Annotated in this window: 15 protein-coding genes; 11 read left to right on the plus strand and 4 right to left on the minus strand. The window is 71.6% G+C overall.

What is annotated here, in order from left to right; all coding sequences use genetic code 11:
* Positions 1–99 precede the first annotated feature (99 nt).
* The 10 genes from ACFPZN_RS41895 (at position 100) to ACFPZN_RS41940 (ending at position 11,683) form a co-directional block, all read left to right on the plus strand.
* A complete protein-coding gene (locus ACFPZN_RS41895; RefSeq protein ID WP_378288162.1) occupies positions 100–1,248 on the plus strand; it encodes an acyl-CoA dehydrogenase family protein in 1,149 nt (382 codons plus the stop codon).
* A gap of 10 nt (positions 1,249–1,258) precedes the next feature.
* Positions 1,259–2,050 (plus strand): enoyl-CoA hydratase, encoded by a 792-nt coding sequence (locus tag ACFPZN_RS41900; protein ID WP_378288163.1) that lies wholly within the window; start codon positions 1,259–1,261, stop codon positions 2,048–2,050.
* Between the two features lie 325 nt (positions 2,051–2,375).
* Positions 2,376–3,818: an aldehyde dehydrogenase family protein gene (locus ACFPZN_RS41905; protein WP_378288164.1), complete on the plus strand. Its 1,443-nt coding sequence runs from the start codon at positions 2,376–2,378 to the stop codon at positions 3,816–3,818.
* Positions 3,815–5,020 carry a CaiB/BaiF CoA transferase family protein gene (locus ACFPZN_RS41910; RefSeq protein ID WP_378288165.1) on the plus strand — a complete coding sequence of 402 codons (1,206 nt, stop codon included), beginning with the start codon at positions 3,815–3,817 and terminating at the stop codon, positions 5,018–5,020. Before ACFPZN_RS41905 ends, ACFPZN_RS41910 begins: the two co-directional genes overlap by 4 nt.
* A 145-nt stretch (positions 5,021–5,165) precedes the next feature.
* Positions 5,166–6,344: an amidohydrolase family protein gene (locus ACFPZN_RS41915; RefSeq protein ID WP_378288166.1), complete on the plus strand. Its 1,179-nt coding sequence runs from the start codon at positions 5,166–5,168 to the stop codon at positions 6,342–6,344.
* Between the two features lie 7 nt (positions 6,345–6,351).
* Entirely contained in the window at positions 6,352–7,782 is a 1,431-nt protein-coding gene (locus ACFPZN_RS41920) for a FadD3 family acyl-CoA ligase (protein ID WP_378288167.1), read from the plus strand.
* A 96-nt stretch (positions 7,783–7,878) separates the two neighbouring features.
* On the plus strand, positions 7,879–10,245 hold the full coding sequence (locus ACFPZN_RS41925) for a sensor histidine kinase (protein ID WP_378288168.1): 2,367 nt from the start codon (positions 7,879–7,881) through the stop codon (positions 10,243–10,245).
* Positions 10,242–10,703, plus strand: a complete 462-nt coding sequence (locus tag ACFPZN_RS41930; RefSeq protein ID WP_378288169.1) for a roadblock/LC7 domain-containing protein — start codon at positions 10,242–10,244, stop codon at positions 10,701–10,703. The genes ACFPZN_RS41925 and ACFPZN_RS41930 overlap by 4 nt, the downstream gene beginning before the upstream one ends.
* 4 nt (positions 10,704–10,707) lie before the next feature.
* Positions 10,708–11,091 (plus strand): DUF742 domain-containing protein, encoded by a 384-nt coding sequence (locus ACFPZN_RS41935; RefSeq protein ID WP_378288170.1) that lies wholly within the window; start codon positions 10,708–10,710, stop codon positions 11,089–11,091.
* Complete coding sequence (locus ACFPZN_RS41940) at positions 11,072–11,683, plus strand: GTP-binding protein (RefSeq protein WP_378288171.1); 612 nt, start codon at positions 11,072–11,074, stop codon at positions 11,681–11,683. The genes ACFPZN_RS41935 and ACFPZN_RS41940 overlap by 20 nt, the downstream gene beginning before the upstream one ends.
* A 63-nt stretch (positions 11,684–11,746) precedes the next feature.
* On the opposite strand, the gene ACFPZN_RS41945 is transcribed toward ACFPZN_RS41940, so the two are convergent.
* The 4 genes from ACFPZN_RS41945 to ACFPZN_RS41960 form a co-directional block, all read right to left on the minus strand.
* Complete coding sequence (locus ACFPZN_RS41945; RefSeq protein ID WP_378288172.1) at positions 11,747–12,511, minus strand: SDR family NAD(P)-dependent oxidoreductase; 765 nt, start codon at positions 12,509–12,511, stop codon at positions 11,747–11,749.
* 445 nt (positions 12,512–12,956) lie between these two features.
* Complete coding sequence (locus ACFPZN_RS41950; RefSeq protein WP_378288173.1) at positions 12,957–13,523, minus strand: TetR/AcrR family transcriptional regulator; 567 nt, start codon at positions 13,521–13,523, stop codon at positions 12,957–12,959.
* Positions 13,524–13,751: 228 nt separating this feature from the next.
* The gene (locus tag ACFPZN_RS41955) at positions 13,752–14,372 is read right to left on the minus strand and encodes a carboxymuconolactone decarboxylase family protein (RefSeq protein WP_378288174.1); all 621 of its coding nucleotides are present in this window, start codon (positions 14,370–14,372) and stop codon (positions 13,752–13,754) included.
* A 118-nt stretch (positions 14,373–14,490) separates the two neighbouring features.
* Positions 14,491–14,952 (minus strand): pyridoxamine 5'-phosphate oxidase family protein, encoded by a 462-nt coding sequence (locus tag ACFPZN_RS41960; protein WP_378288175.1) that lies wholly within the window; start codon positions 14,950–14,952, stop codon positions 14,491–14,493.
* Positions 14,953–15,248: 296 nt separating this feature from the next.
* On the opposite strand from ACFPZN_RS41960, the gene ACFPZN_RS41965 reads away from it, so the two are divergent.
* Entirely contained in the window at positions 15,249–15,572 is a 324-nt protein-coding gene (locus ACFPZN_RS41965) for a hypothetical protein (protein ID WP_378288176.1), read from the plus strand.
* The last annotated feature ends 122 nt before the right edge of the window (positions 15,573–15,694 follow it).

Here is a 15,694-nt window from a genome sequence, read left to right on the forward strand (position 1 = left end):
GTTCACGTGGGAGAACGAGGTGCAGGTGCATTTGAAGCGGGCGAAGGCGTGTGATCTGCTGCTGGGTACCGCGTCGGTGCACAGGAAGGCGCTGGTCGCGTGAAACTCGGAATCGACCCCGAAGTCGAACAATTCCGCGCCGAGTTCGCAGAATTCCTGGACGCCAATCTCCCCAACCCCGTTGAGGCCGCGCAACGGCCGCGATCGAGTTCGGACGTCCCCGAATGGGCGAGGCGGTGGCAGCGCAAGCTGTTCGACGCGGGCTGGCTGCTTCCCGGCAACCCGCCCGAGTTCGGCGGCCGCAACGCCACCCTGGCGCAGCAGCTCGCCTACCGGGAAGAGCTGTCGGAACGGCGGATCTACCACAGCTACAACCCCCAGGGCGTCGGCATCATCGCGGCCTCGATCCTGACGTTCGGGACCGAGGAGCAGAAGCGCGAGTGGGCCGTCCCCATCCTGAAGGCCGACATCACGGCCTCGCTCGGCATGAGCGAGCCCGGTGCGGGGTCCGACCTGGCCGGGCTGCGGACGCGTGCCGTCCTGGACGGTGACGAGTTCGTGGTGAACGGGCAGAAGGTGTGGACGTCGGGCGCGCATCACGCCGACGTGCTGCTGACGTTCGTGCGGACCGATCCCGAGGCTCCCAAGCACAAGGGCATCAGCGTCCTGCTCATCCCCACCGCCGCCGAGGGCGTGGTGCGCAGGCCCTTCGGGTCCCTCACCTCTCCTGACGACATGGACTTCAACGAGGTCTTCTTCACCGACGTCCGGGTGCCCCGGAAGAACCTGATCGGTGAGCTCAACAAGGGCTGGAGCGTCGCGCACGGCTCCCTGGGCCACGAGCGGAACCTGCTGTGGCTGGGCTACGCCGAGCAGATGGTGTGGCTGCTCCGGGACGCGCCCAGCGACCAGGAGTGGTACGCCACGCTGGAGATGGACCTGCAGGCGCTGCGGCTGCTGGGCTACCGCCAGCTCGCCGGCGACCGGGACCCGGCGGAGCTGTCGGTGCTCAAGGTGCTCGGGTCCGAGGCCGTGCAGGCGGGGAACCTGAACGCGCTGGAGGAGAACGGGGCCGACTCGCTCCTCCATCCCACGACGACCGCGCCGTTCAACCACATGGGGCTCGACGTCATGTCGGCCGGCTGGTTCGACCGGTACTCGCGCGGCTTCGGCGGCACGATCGCCGGGGGCACCTCCGAGATCCAGCGCAACATCATCGCCGAGCGCATCCTCGGCCTACCCAGGTAAGGACATCCGGATGGACCAGATTCTGTACGAGGCCAAGGACGGGGTGGCGGTCATCACGCTGAACCGTCCGGAGGCCGCCAACGCCCAGACGATGGCGCTGCTGGACGACCTGGACGCGGCCTGGACCCGTGCGGCGGCCGACCAGGACGTGCGGGTGATCGTGCTCAAGGCCAACGGCCGGCACTTCTCGGCCGGGCACGACATCAAGGGCGGCGGCCCGGCCCCCGACAAGATCACCCTGGAGTCGATCTACGAGATCGAGTCGCGCCGGTACCTGGAGTACACGCTGCGCTGGCGCAACGTGCCCAAGCCCTCGATCGCGGCGGTGCAGGGCAAGTGCATCGCGGGCGGGCTGATGCTGTGCTGGCCGTGCGACCTGATCGTGGCGGCCGAGAACGCGCAGTTCTCCGACCCGGTGGTGCACATGGGCATCGGCGGGGTGGAGTACCACGGCCACACCTGGGAGCTGGGCCCGCGCAAGGCCAAGGAGATCCTGTTCACCGGCCGCCCGGTCACCGCCGAGGAGGCGGAGAAGGTGGGCATGGTCAACAAGGTCGTCCCGCTGGAGGAGCTGGAGAGCGCGGCGATGGAGCTGGCCGGGCAGATCGCCAAGATGCACCCCTTCGCGCTGCGGCAGGCCAAGCGCGCGGTCAACCAGAGCCTGGACGTCCAGGGCTTCTACGCCGCCATCCAGTCGGTCTTCGACATCCACCAGACCGGGCACGGCAACGCCCTCAGCGACGGCGGGTACCCGATCATGGTCCGCCTCGACGAGATGAAGAAGCAGCTCAAGTCGAATTGAGCCGCGGGCCCCGGGCGGGCGCCGGCGCCCGCCCGGGGCGGTGCCCGCCGCCGGGGCGCCCATATCGATCAAGCCTTTGCGCCGTCCTTCAGCACCGCATTCCCGCGGTGGATCAAGGGCGGCGCGCCTTATGTGCCGCCGCTCCGTCGACCCTTCGCCACGGGCTGCTCCTGATCGTCCTGTCAGATGACGTTCTCCTGTGTGAATACTTGATTTACCCAGATTGAGAATGTAGTTTTCGACCACTGCGGAGGATGGACAGGATGCGAACTCAGGACAGGGTGGCGATGGCCACCGGAATGCACGTGAACGGTGGACGGGTGGTGTGGCTGTGAAGCGTCTGCTCATCGACGGTCGGCTCGTGGAGACCGGCAGAACGTTCTCCTCGTTGAACCCGGCGACGGGCGAGGTGCTCGGCGAGGCGCCGGACGCCACGGTCGCCGACGCCGAGGCCGCGGTCGAGGCCGCGCGGCGCGCCTTCGACACCACGCGCTGGGCGACCGACCGCGAGTTCCGCGTCAAGTGCCTGAACCAGCTGTACCAGGCGCTGAACAAGCACAAGGAGGACCTGCGGGAGCTGACGATCGCGGAGGTGGGCGCGCCCCGCGTGAGCACGCACGGCGCCGGCCTCGACGAGCCGATCGAGCTGGTCCGCTACTACGCCGACCTGGTCGCCGGCCTGCCCGAGACCGAGGAGCTCGGCGAGATCGAGGTGCGGGGCCAGCGCCACCGCCGCTGGGTGGAGAAGCTGCCCGCGGGCGTGGTCACCGCGATCACCGCCTACAACTACCCGACCCAGCTCGCCCTGGCCAAGCTGGCCCCGGCGCTGGCGGCCGGGTGCACGGTGGTGCTCAAGGGCGCCCCGGACACGCCGCTGATCACGCTGGCGCTGGGCGAGCTGATCGCCTCCGACACCGAGATCCCGCCCGGCGTGGTGAACGTGCTGACCTCCTCGGAGATCGCGGTGGGCGAGGTGCTCACCACCCACCCCGGGGTGGACATGGTCACCTTCACCGGGTCCACCCCGACCGGCCGCAAGATCATGGCCGCCGCCAGCGAGACCGTCAAGAAGGTCTTCCTGGAGCTGGGCGGCAAGTCCGCCATGATCGTGCTGGACGACGCCGACTTCGGCCTGGCCGCGATGGTCGCCTCCTTCACCATCTGCTCGCACTCCGGGCAGGGCTGCGCGATCACGTCCCGGATGCTGGTGCCCCGCGCGCACCACGACGCGATCGTCGAGCAGGTCGCGGCCATGCTCGGGCAGGTGCGCTACGGCGACCCGTCCGACGCGGACAACTACATGGGGCCGCTCATCAGCGAGCGGCAGCGCGACAAGGTCGACGCCATGGTCAAGCGGGCCGTCGAGGCGGGCGCCACGCTGGTCACCGGCGGCGAGAAGGTCGATCCGGGCTACTACTACAAGCCCACGCTCCTGAGCAATGTCGACCCGTCGAGCGAGGTCGCCCAGGAGGAGGTGTTCGGTCCGGTGCTGGCGGTCATCCCGTTCGACGACGACGATGACGCGGTCCGGATCGCCAACGACTCGATCTACGGCCTGTCCGGCGGCGTGTACGGCGCCGACCAGGAGCGGGCCCTGTCGGTGGCGCGCAGGATCCGCACCGGCACCATCGGCGTCAACGGCGGCGCGTGGTTCGCGCCGGACGCGCCGTTCGGCGGCTTCAAGCAGTCGGGGATCGGCCGGGAGATGGGCGTGGCCGGGCTCGAGGAGTTCCAGGAGCGCAAGACCCTCGCGGTGGTGGTCGCGTGAAGCCGCTGGAGGGCATCCGCGTCCTGGAGGTCGCGATGTACGGCTTCGTCCCGTCGGCGGGGGCCGTGCTCGCCGACTGGGGAGCCGAGGTGATCAAGGTCGAGCACGCCGTCAAGGGCGACCCGCAGCGCGGGCTCCGGCAGACCGGCACCATGAAGGTCGAGGGCGACCCGAACCCCAACGTCGAGCACGCCAACCGCGGCAAGCGCAGCCTCGGCCTCGACGTGGCCAGCCCCGAGGGCAAGGAGGTGCTGGACGAGCTGGTGCGCCGCGCCGACGTGTTCCTCACCAACTTCCTGCCCGCGGCCCGCCGCAGGCTGGGCATCGACGTCGAGGACGTCCGCGCGCTCAACCCGAAGGTCATCTACGCCCGGGGGAGCGCGCTCGGCCCGCGCGGTGCCGAGTCCGAGCGCGGCGGCTTCGACATGACGGCGTTCTGGTGCCGGGCGTCCACGGCCGCCAGCATCACCCCGCCCACCATCGACGGCCTGATCGGCCCGCCGGGGCCCGCCTACGGCGACACCATCTCCGGCACCAACCTCGCGGGCGGCATCAGCGCGGCGCTGTTCAAGCGCGAGCGGACGGGCGAGCCGTCGGTGGTGGACGTCTCGCTGCTCGGCAGCGGGCTGTGGGCCATGGGGCACCTGATCGGGCTGTCCCAGCATCTCGGCGAGCCCGGCGTGGCGCCCGTCCCGGGCTCGCACGGCTCGCCGAACAACCCCCTGTCCGGTCTGTACCGGACCTCCGACGGCCGCTTCCTGTCGCTGGTGATGCTGCAGCCCGGCAGGTACTGGGCGGACGTGGTCCAGCACATCGGCCGTCCCGAGCTGGTCGACGATCCCCGGTTCGCCACCGCGGAGCTGATCGCGGCCAACACCGAGCAGGCCGTCGAGATCCTGCGCGAGGCGATCGCGGAGCGCTCCCTCGCGGAGTGGACCGAGCGCTTCGCCACCCTTTCCGGGCCGTGGGCCCCGGTGCAGGACTCCCTGCAGGTGGGCGAGGACCCGCAGATCCGGGCCAACGAGTACATCCTCCCGGCCGGGGAGCTCGAACTGGTCGCCAACCCGGTGCAGTTCGACGTCACCGCGCCCGAGCTCGGCCCCGCTCCCGAGTTCGCCGCCCAGACCGAGGAGGTCCTCCTGGAGCTCGGTCTGGACTGGGAGCGCATCATCGCCCTGAAGGAGGCGGGCGCGGTCACCTGACCCCGCCGCCACCCGGCCGCGCCGGGGCGTCCCGGGCCTCCTGCCTGGGACGTCCCGCCGCTCCGGCGCTCACGCCCCCCGCGTCGATATTGCCATGCTCTCATTAAGAGAATATGCTTCTCCAAACTGACGAGGGAGGATCTCCATGGCGTCGCGTGAGCTGTCGTATCCCCTGTTCGACGCGGACAACCACCTGTACGAGCCGCCGGAGGCGCTGACCCAGTACCTCCCCAAGGAGTACAGCGGCGCGATCGAGTACGTGCAGGTGCGCGGCCGGACGAAGATCGCCGTTCGCGGCCAGATCAGCGAGTACATCCCCAACCCCACCTTCGAGGTGGTCGCCCGCCCCGGCGCGATGGAGGAGTACTACCGGGTCGGCAACCCCGACGGGAAGACCCGCCGCGAGATCTTCGGCGAGCCGATGAAGTCGATCCCCGCCTTCCGCGAGCCGGCCCCCCGCCTCGAGCTGATGGACGAGCAGGGCATCCGGCAGTCGCTGATGTTCCCGACGCTGGCCAGCCTCATCGAGGAGCGGATGCGGGACGACCCGGAGCTCACCCACGTGGTGATCCACGCGCTCAACGAGTGGCTCCACGAGACCTGGTCGTTCGACTACAAGAGCCGCATCTACACCACCCCCGTCATCACCCTCCCGATCGTGGAGAAGGCGATCGACGAACTCAACTGGTGCGTCGAGCGCGGCGCGCGGGCGGTGCTGATCCGGCCCGCGCCGGTGCCCGGCTACCGCGGCCCGCGCTCGTTCGCGCTGCCGGAGTTCGACCCGTTCTGGAAGCGCGTCGTGGAGACCGGCGTGCTGGTCGCCATGCACTCCTCCGACAGCGGCTACGCCCGCTACATCAGCGACTGGGAGGGCCAGCGCAACGAGATGCTGCCCTTCAAGCCGAACGCCTTCCGGCAGCTCAGCAGCTGGCGCCCCGTCGAGGACGCGGTGGGCTCGCTGGTCTGCCACGGCGCCCTGACCCGCTTCCCCGACCTGAAGATCGCGGTCATCGAGAACGGCGCCTCCTGGGTGGCGCCGCTGCTGAACAACCTCACCGACCTCTACAAGAAGATGCCGCACGAGTTCGGCGAGAACCCGGTCGAGCAGATCAAGCGCCACATCAACGTCAGCCCGTTCTGGGAAGAGGACATGGCCGAGCTCGGCGACCTCATCGGGATCGAGCGGGTGCTGTTCGGGTCCGACTACCCCCACCCCGAGGGCCTGGCCGACCCGATCACCTACGTCGACGAGCTGCAGCGGCTGACCGAGCAGGACAAGGCCAAGGTCATGGGCGGCAACCTCGCCAAGCTCGTCGGCGTGTGAGACCGGCATGAGCTGGGACACCATCCCCGAGATGGTGCTGAGCGCGGCCGACCGCTTCGGTGACGCCGAAGCCGTGGTGGACGGCCCGCTCAGGCTCGGCTTCGCCGAGCTGGCCGACCGGGCCCGCGCCGCCGCCGGAGCGTTCGCGGCGGCGGGGATCCGGAAGGGCGACCGGGGCGCGGTCTGGGCGCCCAACTCGGCCGAGTGGATCATCGCCGCGTTCGGGCTGCAGACCGCCGGCGGGGTCCTGGTCCCGGTCAACACGCGGTACCGGGCCGAGGAGGCGGGCGAGGTCATCCGCCGGAGCGGGGCCCGGGCGGTGCTCGTCCAGAAGGGCTTCCTCGGCCTGGACTTCCCCGTCCCGCCCGGCGTGCCGGTCTTCGACCTGAAGTCGGGCTTCCTGGAGAGCGGCACGCCGTACGAATGCGCGATGAGCGGCGGCGACGTGAGCGACATCGTGTTCACCTCGGGCACGACCGGCCGGTCCAAGGGCGTCATGTGCGACCACCGGCAGTCGCTCCGGCTCTACTCGGAGTGGTGCGACCGGGCCGACCTGCGCGAGGGCGACCGCTACCTGATCGTCAACCCGTTCTTCCACGTGTTCGGCTACAAGGCCGGGTGCATCGCCTCCCTGATCCGCGGCGCCACGATGATCCCGGTCCCGGTCTTCGACGTGGACCGCGTCCTGGAACTGGTGGAGCGGGAGCGGGTGACGATGCTGCCGGGGCCGCCCACGCTGTACCACTCGCTGCTGGAGGCGCCGGGCCGGCGCGACCTGTCGTCCCTGCGCGTCGCGGTGACGGGCGCCGCCGACATTCCGGTGGAGCTGGTCCGCAGGATGCGCGGCGAGCTGCCGTTCCGCAGGATCATGACCGGGTACGGGCTCACCGAGGCGTCGGGAACGGTCACCACGACCGGGCCCGCGGACTCCTTCGAGGACATCGCGACCACGGTCGGACGCCCCTGCGAGGGCGTCGAGGTGCGGATCGCCGACGACGGCGAGGTGCTGGTCCGCGGCTACACGGTCATGAAGGGCTACCTCGACGACCCGGCCGCGACCGCCGACGCCGTCGACGCCGACGGCTGGCTGCACACCGGCGACCTGGGCACCCTGGACGAGAAGGGCCTGCTGCGGATCTCCGGCCGCAAGAAGGACATGTTCATCGTCGGCGGCTTCAACGTCTACCCGGCCGAGGTCGAGGGCTGCCTGCTGGAGCACCCGGCGGTCGCGCAGGCCGCGGTCGTCGCCGTCCCGGACGCCCGGCTCGGTCAGGTGGGCCGGGCGTTCGTCGTGCGCCGCGGCCAGGTGTCGGAGGAGGAGCTGATCGCCTGGAGCCGCGACCGGATCGCCGGCTACAAGGCGCCGAGGTCCGTGGCGTTCCTCGAGGAACTGCCCCTGAACGCCACGGGCAAGGTGATGAAGGAACGCCTGAGATGAACGACTGAGATGAACGACTGAGATGAACGGCTGAAACAGAAGAACGGCTGAGTTGACCGCTGGGACCCCACCCCCTTTGAGCCCACGGAGCAGACCGTGTTCAACGCCGAGCATGTCCAAGGCTCGCGCGGAAGGCCGCGCACGCGGCCCATCCGCCGCAGGATCGCGCTGCTGCTGGTCATTCCGCTGACGTCGCTGGTGGCGCTGTGGGTGTTCTCGGCGTCCACGACGCTGTCGGCGGCGCTGCAACGACTCGACTTCGCCACGGTCTACGACCGCGTCGGCAATCCCCTCGGCCGGCTGGCCCAGACGCTCCAGGACGAGCGGGCGGCGGCCGTGGCGCTGGTCACCGACCCCGCCGGCGGCGAGGCCGCACGGTTCCGGGAACGGGTGACCGCCACGGACACGGCGATCGCGGCGGTCCGCAAGGCGGCCGGCACGCCGGAGGCGTGGGGGCCGCGGGAGGGCGCCGCCGCCCACCGCTACCAGGACCTCGACCGCGCGTTCGGCGGCCTGGCGGCGCTGCGCTCGCGGGCCGGCTCGGGAGACGGCGCGCCGCTGCGCCTGATCGACGAGTACAGCGAGGTCGTGACGGCCACCACCATGCTGCTGACCACCCTGACCAGGATCGACGACATCGCCGTCCAGCAGCAGACGATGTCGCTGCTGAACGTCTACTGGGCGCGGGACTTCATGCTCCGCGAGGACCTGCTGCTGTCGAGCGTCCAGCGGGGCAGGATGACCGCGGCCGAGCGCGCGGCCTTCGCCCGGTGGGCCGGCAGCGGCCGGGAGTTCTTCAGGACGGGCCTCGCCACGGCCGACGGCGAGATCGCCCGGTTCCTGGGCCGGCTCACCGGCGCGCCGTCCTACCTCGCCTACCGCGGGTTCGAGGAGGGTGTCGTCACCGGTGGCACGGTCCCGCGGGCGGCCGAGTGGCGCGGCACGATGACGACGCTGGCCCCGCTGTGGCTGCAGGTCAGCCAGCAGGCGGGGCAGATCCTCACCCGGCGGCAGATCGAGCCGGTCGAGCGGGGCATCATGACCCGCTTCTACCTGGCGGGCGGGGTGGGCCTGCTGGCCGTGGTCGCCTCGATCGTGCTGTCGCTGCTGTTCGCGCGGCGCCTGGCCGACGAGCTGCGCACCCTGCAGCGGACCGCCCAGGAGCTGGCGCACGAGCGGCTGCCGCGGGTGGTGGCGCGGCTGCGGCGCGGCGAGCGGGTGGACGTGGAGGCCGAGGCGCCCCGGCCCGCCGCGGGCAGGACGCGGGAGGTCGCGCTGGTCACCGACGCGTTCGCCGCCGTCCAGCGCACCGCGATCGGCACCGCGGTCGGGGAGGCGGAACTGCGCGCGAGCATCAACCGCGTGTTCGTCAGCCTGTCGTGGCGCAGCCAGTCGCTGCTGCACCGGCAGCTGCGGCTGCTGGACCAGATGGAGCGGCGGGCGTCCAGCCCCGAGGAGCTGGAGGCGCTGTTCCGGCTGGACCACCTGACCACCCGGATGCGGCGCCACGCCGAGGGCCTGGTCATCCTGTCGGGCGCGCCGACCGTCCGGGCGTGGGACCATCCGGTGGCGGCCGAGGACCTGGTCCGCGCCGCCATCGCCGAGGTGGAGGACTACACGCGGGTCGAGGTGGCGGGCTCCTCGTCCTCCGCGGTGACCGGCCGGGTCGTCGCCGACATCATCCACCTGCTGGCGGAGCTGATCGAGAACGCGGCGGCCTACTCCCCGCCGACCACCGAGGTCACCGTGAAGGTGGAGACGGTCGCCAACGGGCTGGCGATCGAGGTGGTGGACCGGGGGGTCGGCCTGCACCCGGACGAGCGCGCCGAGCTCAACCGGCGGCTGGCCGACGCCGCCGAGTTCGACCTGGCCGACGCCGACCGGCTCGGCCTGTTCGTGGTCGCGCGGCTGGCCGCGCGGCACGGCGTCCAGGTGACGCTGCAGCCCTCGGCGTACGGGGGGACGACCGCGATCGTGCTGGTCCCGTACGCGCTGGTGACCCATGACGAGCAGCGGCGGCCGCTGAACGGCGCGGGGCCGGAGGCGGTGGCGCGGCCCGCCGAGGCCGTCCCGGTGCCCGCCCACCGGCTCGACCCTCCGATCAGGCCCGCGCTCCCGGGCGCCCCGGTCCACGAACCGCCGCCCCCGCCCCAGGTTTCGGTCTGGGGCATGCCCCCCGGCGGCCTGGACCGTCCGCTCCAAGGCGGCCCGCCCGAGCCGGAGTCGAGCGAGGTCACGGGAGAGCTGCCCCGCAGGGTGCGGCAGCAGCACCTCGCCCCGCAGCTGCGCGGCCGTCCGGCGCCCCGGCCGGGACGGGGAGCCGCGCCCGACGACGACTTCGACGAGCCGAGCCCCGAGGTCAGCCGCGATCTGATGAGCTCGCTCCAGTCCGGATGGCAGCGCGGCCGGGACGACGACGATCCGGACGACAACGATCAGCTCGACGAATGGGGGCGATCATGAAGCAGGGGACCCGGGCCTCCGGCGAGCTGGACTGGCTGCTGGACGATCTGGTGCAGCGGGTCGGCGAGGTGCGCCAGGCCGTGCTGCTGTCGCGGGACGGGCTGGTGATGGCCGCCTCCGGCGGTGTCACCCGGCAGGACGCCGAGTTCCTGGCGGCGCTGTCGTCGGGGTTCCACAGCCTGGCCAACGGGGCGCGCGAGCACTTCGAGTCCAGGCGCGTGCGGCAGACCGTCGTCGAGCTGGACGGGCTGCTGTTCTTCGTCATCCCGGCCGGCAGCGGCAGCTGCCTGGCGGTGCTGAGCGACGCGGGCGGCAACGCCGGCCTGGTCGCCTACGAGACCACCGTGCTGATCAAGCGGCTGCGGCGGCAGCTGGCGGCGGCGCCCAGGCCCGCCTCCGGCCCCGTCCCGGGCGCCGCGGACCCGCCGGCGCCGGGCGGCCCGGCCGCACCGGGATGATCCCGTGGAATCGCCGAAGGAGCGCTGGATCGGCCGGGACGCCGGGCCGATCGTGCGGCCGTACGCCGTCACGCGCGGGCGGGTGCGCCCGCGCGGGCTCGCCATCGATCTGATCACCATCCTGGTCGCCACCGGCCGCGGGCCCGACGGGCGGGTGCGGCTGACGCGCGAGCAGCGGACGCTGCTGGAGCTGTGCCGGCGGCCGTCCACCCCCGCCGACCTCGCCTCGGAGACCGACCTTCCGTTCCGGGTCGTCCAGATCCTGCTGGAGGACCTGCACCAGTACGGGCTGATCGAGGAGCTGCCGCAGGCCGTGCAGGACGAGCAGGACGGCCGGCCCGACCCCCGCATTCTGATGAGGTTGCTCGATGAACTTCGCCGCCTTTGACTCCTCGTCCCGCTCGCCGCGGGGGGTGGAGGACGATGTCCCGCGGCACACGCTGAAGATCCTGGTCGCCGGCGGCTTCGGCGTCGGCAAGACCACCCTCGTCGGGGCGGTGAGCGAGATCAGGCCGCTGCGCACCGAGGAGGAGCTCACCGAGGTCGGCGACGCGGTGGACGATCTGCGCGGCGTGGAGCGCAAGGCGACGACGACCGTCGCCATGGACTTCGGCCGGCTGACCTTCCCCGGCGGGATCCGGCTCTACCTGTTCGGCACGCCGGGGCAGGAGCGCTTCTGGTTCATGTGGGACCGGATCTCCTACGGCGCGATCGGCGCCGTCGTGCTGGTCGACACCCGGCGGCTCACCGCGAGCTTCGCCGGCATCGACTTCTTCGAGCAGCGCGGGATCCCGTTCCTGGTCGCGGTCAACTGCTTCGACGGCGCCCGCCGCTACACGGTCGAGCAGATCAGGGACGCGCTGGACGTCGATCCGCACGTCCCCGTCATGCTCTGCGACGTGCGCCGCCACGACCTCGCCCGGGACGTCCTGGTCGCGCTGGTCGAGCACGCGCTCCGGTTCTCGGGACGCGGCCACTGACCCGGGCGGGCGGACCCGCGGCCGGCCGGAGCGCTCCGGTGCCCCGGCCGGGAGGGCGCCGCCCTACTTCGGCGGGAACCGCAGGGCGCCGTCGAGCCGGATCACCTCGCCGTTGAGGTAGTCGTTCTCGCAGATGTGCTGGACGAGCGAGGCGTACTCGGAGGAGCGGCCCATCCGCTTGGGGTGCGGGACCTGGGGGCCCCAGTACGCCTCGAGTTGGTCGCCGGCCTTGCCGTAGGCCGGGGTCAGGAACGTGCCCGGGGCGATGGTGACCGCGCGGACGCCCACGGGGGACAGGTCGCGGGCCGCGACGAGGGTCATGCTCACGACGCCGCCCTTGGCCGCGGCGTAGGGGATCTGCCCGATCTGGCCCTCGTAGGCGGCGATCGAGGCGGTGTTGACGATGACCCCGCGGGCGCCCTCGTCGAGCGGCTCCTGCTTGGCGATGGCGGCGGCGGCCAGGCGCATCACGTTGAAGACGCCGGTCAGGTAGACGTCGACGGTCGTCCGGAAGCCCGCGAGGTCGAGGGGAGAGCCGTCCTTGTTGAGCAGCCGCCCGCCGCTGGCCGGCCCGCCGTGGACGTCGACCGAGATGCGCAGCGGTCCCGCGGCCTCGGCCTCGGCGATCGCCGCCTGGACGGACTCCTCGTCGGTGGCGTCGGTCCGCACGTAGCGGATGCCCAGCTCCTGCTCCAGCGCCTTGCCCTTGTCGTCGGCGAGGTCGGCGACGACCACCTTCGCCCCCGCCGCGTGCAGGCGGCGGACGGTGGCCTCCCCCAGGCCCCCGGTCCCGCCGACCACGATCGCGGAGTTGCCACTGATCTCCATCAACGTTTTCCTTTCTAGCAAGCAAGGCTCTAGCGATCCGAGAATATCATTCTCGCGATGATTGGCAAGGGTCCGGAATGGCGTTCCGAGGGCGGTCGTTCTGGGACATTCCGGGTGCGTTCCGGTGGAACTCCTCCCGGCGCGGGAATCGGCCCGCACGCGCGCCGCGCCGAAACCGGGGCGCCGTGGGGAGCGCGCGACGCGGGCGGCCGGAGAAGGCGAGAGGCCCCGCCGGGACCGGCACCCGCCCGGACGAACGGAGCGCGATCCCCGGCGGGGCCTCATGGGCGCCGGCGGAGGTGGGAAGTGATCGAGGTGTGACCGAAATTACGGTCGACGATCGAGACCGTCGCCTTCGCATGGCATCGGTCATGCACCGATCGTGAAGAGTCCCCTCCGGAGCGAGAGGGGAGCTTCTCCGGAGAAGGGGGTAAAGGGCCGCTCGCTAGAGCTTCGCGAAGCCGGTCGCGCAGAAATCCCAGACCTCGTCGGCCGTGATGGGATGCCCGGCCTCGTCGCTCTCACCGGTGGCGGACTGGGCGATGAACATCACCGTCTGCATCGTCAGCGCGGCGGCGCGATGCGGTTTCAGGTCGGTCCGGATCCGGTCGACCGCCTTGGCCTCGGTCATCAGCTCGGTGAACAGCCCGAGCAGCGGCGCGTGCGCGACCTTCACCTCGGTGGGGTGGGAGATCAGCAGCTGCGGGGCGAAGTCGGTGAACAGCGGGCGCTGCGCGGCCGGGTCGGGCCGGGAGAGCTCGAACAGCAGCTGGACGGCGACCTTGAGCCGGTCCAGGGGGTCGGAGTGACCGGCCGCCGCCGCGCGGATCTGGTTGGCCGACCGCCGCAGCGCGTCCTCGAAGAGGGCCAGCAGCAGCTCGTGCTTGCCGTCGAAGTGCTGGTAGAAGCTGCGCAACGACTGGCGGGAGCGGTCGACGACCTCCTGGACGGTGAAGTCGGTGGTGCCCTTCTCGCTCATGATCGCCTGAGCCGCGTCCAGAAAGCGTTGCACTCTCTGCTCCGCGCGGAGCTTCGCGGCTTTGGTGGAGCGTTCGACCGCTCGCTGTTTCCACGCCGGTTCTTCGCTCGTCGTGCTCACGGGCGGGTCCGTCCTCTGCGCCATATGCAGAACCTTACTGCACGGTACCGGTAGGCCACCTGAGCTCCGATCGCGTATCTCCGAACTAATACGAGATTCTTACTCTCCCAAACTGAGAACCTTACATCCCCGCCATCGAATTCAACGGCCGGCCGACGTCCGGGAGTCGGCCGCCGGGGCGGTCTGCCGGCCCGCGCCCGGCCCGCCTCCGGACTCGACGCCGAAGGTGTTGAAGGCCATCGCCAGCATGCAGTAGGTGCCGATCGTGAAGACCAGGTCCATGCGCTGGTGCTCGTCGAGGTGCTCGCCGAGCGCGGCCGAGGTGCGGCCGGACAGGGCCGAGTCGTCGTCGAGCTCGTCGACGGCGTCCAGCACGGCGAGCTCGAGCGCGTCGGCGGCCTCGCCCCGTCCCGCCGCCTCGATCTCCGCCTCGGTCAGCCCCGCCTCCGCCGCGAGCCGCGCGTGATGGGTCCACTGGTACTCGCAGCCGCGGCGCCGGGCGACCCGCAGGATCGCCAGCTCGCGCAGGCGGGGCGGCAGGGTGGAGCGCAGCAGCAGGTGGGTGTTGACGGTGAGGAGGGCCTCGGCCAGGTCGGGGTGGCGGACGAGGGTGGCGAGCGCGTCACCGGCCTCGCCCCGATCGCGCCGCTCGTCCCGCTCGTCCCGGTCGCCCTGGTCGCCGCGGTCGCCGTCGGACAGGACGGCCAGCGCGGTGCGCGCGTGCTCGTCCCAGGTGTCGTTCTGTGGCGGGGGCACGCGCATCGTGGGTCCCTTCCGGCGTGGGCGGGGAGGCTCGGGCCGGCGCCTCCGCCGGTCGCGAGAATATTATTCTCTAACTCTGGATGTCAGGTTTCCATGAGTGCGGCGGCGTCGTCAACCTTCATCGGCGCAGCTTGCCGAAGTCCCAGCTCACGATCTTCTCCGGGGTCAGCCGGAGCCAGCCGTGCTTGCCGTCGTACCGGAACTCCCCGCCGCCCGCGTACTTGTCCGCGAACAGCCGCTCGGGCGCGGTGAGGTCCTCGACGGGGTCGCCCTTGCGGGGCACCTCGCCGACGATCTGCGCGTTCCCCAGGAGTTCGACGCCGCGCAGGCGCAGGAAGTCGGTGCCCCCGTCGTCCACGATCACGCTCAGCCGCGGGTCGCGGTCGAGGTCGGCCCAGCGGCGGCTGCGGACGAGCGAGTTGAGCCACAGGGAGGCGCCGTCCCAGGCGAACCACAGGGCGCTGGCGTGCGGGTGCCCGGTGGGGCCGACGGTGGCGACCCGGCAGATGGGCTGTTCGCGCAGGAAGACGTCCCGCTCCTCCCCGGTCATGGCGATGGCGGTTCCACGGCGCTGCCCCATCTGGGTTGCTCCCTACGCATTCTTGCTTCTCTGTTCTGGAGAAGCTAGTTTCCACTCACTGGGAGGAGAATGACAGATGAGCCGAGGTCCACGCCACCGCCGCGCAGGCCACACGCCCTCCGGGGCCGGCGGCTGATCTCTCCGAGCGGACGCCCCGCCCGCCCGTCGCGACGCCCCGAGGGCGGCCCCGAGGGGGCGGCCCCGCGGGGCCCACGGTTTCGAGCCCGGCACGGGCGCCTACCATCGCGACGCGCCCACGACTTCATGATGGAACGGTCTCGAAAGGAATCACCAGCATGACCGCACCGGCACAGGCCCTGCGTCCCGGCGAGCAGCTCGCCAGCACCGTCTGCGCGACGCGGGTCGTCGTCGTCCGCGCGCCCGCCGACGGGCGGCCGCTGATCGCCTGCGGCGGCGAGCCGATGGTCGCCGCGGCCTCCGCGCCCGCCGCGCCGCCCGCCGGTGCGGGCGGCGACCCCGTCACGCTCATCGGCAAGCGCTACGTCGACGCCGCCGGCACGCTCGAGCTGCTGTGCACCGCCTCAGGGACGGGCGCGCTGACCGGCGACGGCGACCCGCTGAGCCTCAAGTCGGCCAAGCCGCTCCCCGCCTCCGACTGACCCGGGGGGAGAGGAGACGACCGAGGGTCCCGTGCGACCCTCCGCATGACTCCCGGCGCGACTCCCGCATGACGCCCGCGTGACCCTTGTCACACGCGGAAAACCAACCTACTGTATGTTCA

The organism is Actinomadura rugatobispora (assembly GCF_042656285.1).
Classification (GTDB): Bacteria; Actinomycetota; Actinomycetes; order Streptosporangiales; family Streptosporangiaceae; genus Spirillospora; species Spirillospora rugatobispora.

Excerpts from the sequence above, each read along its gene's own strand:
- ACFPZN_RS41900 (WP_378288163.1), top strand. The coding sequence starts at position 1,259 with ATGGACCAGATTCTGTACGAGGCCAAGGACGGGGTGGCGGTCATCACG.
- ACFPZN_RS41915 (WP_378288166.1), top strand. The coding sequence starts at position 5,166 with ATGGCGTCGCGTGAGCTGTCGTATCCCCTGTTCGACGCGGACAACCAC.
- ACFPZN_RS41920 (WP_378288167.1), top strand. The coding sequence starts at position 6,352 with ATGAGCTGGGACACCATCCCCGAGATGGTGCTGAGCGCGGCCGACCGC.
- ACFPZN_RS41930 (WP_378288169.1), top strand. The coding sequence starts at position 10,242 with ATGAAGCAGGGGACCCGGGCCTCCGGCGAGCTGGACTGGCTGCTGGAC.
- ACFPZN_RS41940 (WP_378288171.1), top strand. The coding sequence starts at position 11,072 with ATGAACTTCGCCGCCTTTGACTCCTCGTCCCGCTCGCCGCGGGGGGTG.
- ACFPZN_RS41945 (WP_378288172.1), bottom strand. The coding sequence starts at position 12,511 with ATGGAGATCAGTGGCAACTCCGCGATCGTGGTCGGCGGGACCGGGGGC.
- ACFPZN_RS41955 (WP_378288174.1), bottom strand. The coding sequence starts at position 14,372 with ATGCGCGTGCCCCCGCCACAGAACGACACCTGGGACGAGCACGCGCGC.
- ACFPZN_RS41960 (WP_378288175.1), bottom strand. The coding sequence starts at position 14,952 with ATGGGGCAGCGCCGTGGAACCGCCATCGCCATGACCGGGGAGGAGCGG.
- ACFPZN_RS41965 (WP_378288176.1), top strand. The coding sequence starts at position 15,249 with ATGACCGCACCGGCACAGGCCCTGCGTCCCGGCGAGCAGCTCGCCAGC.